The sequence below is a fragment of the Sulfitobacter sp. HI0129 genome (assembly GCF_001635395.1).
In the GTDB taxonomy this organism is placed as follows: domain Bacteria; phylum Pseudomonadota; class Alphaproteobacteria; order Rhodobacterales; family Rhodobacteraceae; genus Sulfitobacter.
Genome location: NZ_LWGH01000530.1, coordinates 1 through 1627 on the forward strand (window position 1 = coordinate 1; position 1627 = coordinate 1627).

Annotated in this window: 1 protein-coding gene and 1 pseudogene; both read left to right on the forward strand. The window is 58.8% G+C overall.

Features of this window, described 5'->3' with window-relative positions; all coding sequences use genetic code 11:
- Positions 1-1406: glycosyltransferase family 39 protein (locus A3764_RS14480; RefSeq protein ID WP_150122195.1), on the forward strand; the 1406-nt coding region annotated here is incomplete at its 5' end.
- A 1-nt stretch (position 1407) separates the two neighbouring features.
- A pseudogene (locus A3764_RS14485) lies at positions 1408-1627 on the forward strand (acetolactate synthase large subunit); the annotation flags it as partial.

A 1627-nucleotide genomic window follows, 5' to 3' on the forward strand; every position in this document is an offset into this window, starting at 1 on the left:
CCGACCGAATGCCGCCGCTCAGCTACTGGCTCGGCGGGCTCTGGACAGAGGTCTTCGGTCTTACAGAGGGGAGCATGCGCTGGTTCGGGATCGTTACAGTGCTCGTGGGTGCGCCCGCTCTTTACCTGGCTGGCCGGCGCGCGGCAGGACCTTGGGGCGGTGTTTTCTGTCTAACCTTCGTATTACTGTCCCCCGGAATCTTGGTCCAAGCTGTCGAGATTCGCGCCTACCCACTATTTCTGACTTTCTCTGCTTGGGGCTACTGGTGCTTTGCCGAACTAGTTTTGGCTGGCGAGAAGCGGGGGCACGGCACAAGATGGCTGCTTATCCTACTTGCGGTATTTGTCTTAGCGGCGAGCTACACGCATTACTATGGATTAGTTTTTGGGTTCTGCCTGCTCTGTGCACTAATTGCCGACCGCGTCTTCCGTGGCCTGCCAGTCGCGCCCGTACTCGTCGCTGCAAGTGGCACGGTTGTGATATCAGTCGGTCTCGTTCCTTTTTTACTGAGCGCAGCCGCCATGACCGCAAGCGCTGCATCGGGATCAGCAGATATCATCCCATCCGCGTCATCGCTGACTGAAACGCTCGTCGGCTTGGCACGGCTAAGCCTGCGTTCCTTTCTCCACGGCAGCCATCTCGTCTATCCAACAATCGCGATTGTGGCCGTGCTCGGCGTGGTCTCCCTAGCGGGTCTAGCGCTCGTAGGAAGGTCTATGGCAGCGCGTAGCACTATGCTATTGATGCCCGTCTTGGTGGGGCTCGTATTGCTTGCCATTGCGAACCTTATGAATCCAGGGTTTTCGGTTCTGGCACCGCATTACAATTTGTGGATGATCCCGCCGGTTGCGGTTTTCTTCGCGAGAGCTTTCGTGCAAGGAGCGGGAAAGCGGTTGCGGATTATCCTTCAACGGGCTGGCGCTTCAGCGATCATTCTCGCTCATCTCTCGGCAAGCGTAGTCCTCCTTTCCAACGCCCGCTACTTCACACATGGACCAGGGGAATGGGTTGCCAGCATGATCTCCGATCCGAACCGGACGCTTGTCCTACATGACAGCACAGGGCCATGGGCGCAGGCATACTTCCCCTTGTATGCGCTGACCGAAGGGGAAGCCGCCCAGATTCTCCTTGTCGCCAACGAAGAGCCAGTTTGGCTGACCGCAACCGGGCGCAAGTCACTCAGCTCGGATATCAATTCCTTGCTGGCTGAGTTCGATACCGTGCTTTACGTCTCCATCCGCGATCGCAACACGCAGTTTCTGGGTCGCCGGATTCGAAACGGGGAGACCTGCGGAGGCAGCCACGCGATTCCACTGCCAGACATCTCCGATCGCTTTATGGAACCAAAATTTTACTGCGCCTACGCTTCGGCTACGTTGATGCGCGTAGCGCCAATACATGACTGACATGCCCTACCCTATCGACGCGGCGCTCAAGGTTCTGGCCGGGTTCAAACGGATCGTGCTGGTTGGTGCCCGCGCACCCATCGGCTTTTTTGCCTATCCCGGCAAGCCTGCGCGACTGACCCGCGAGGATGCCGAGATCATTTCGCTCGCCCCCGCGGGCACGGATCTGGCCGGTGCCCTCGATGCGCTCTGCGATAAGACGGGCGCCGCCCGGACGGACC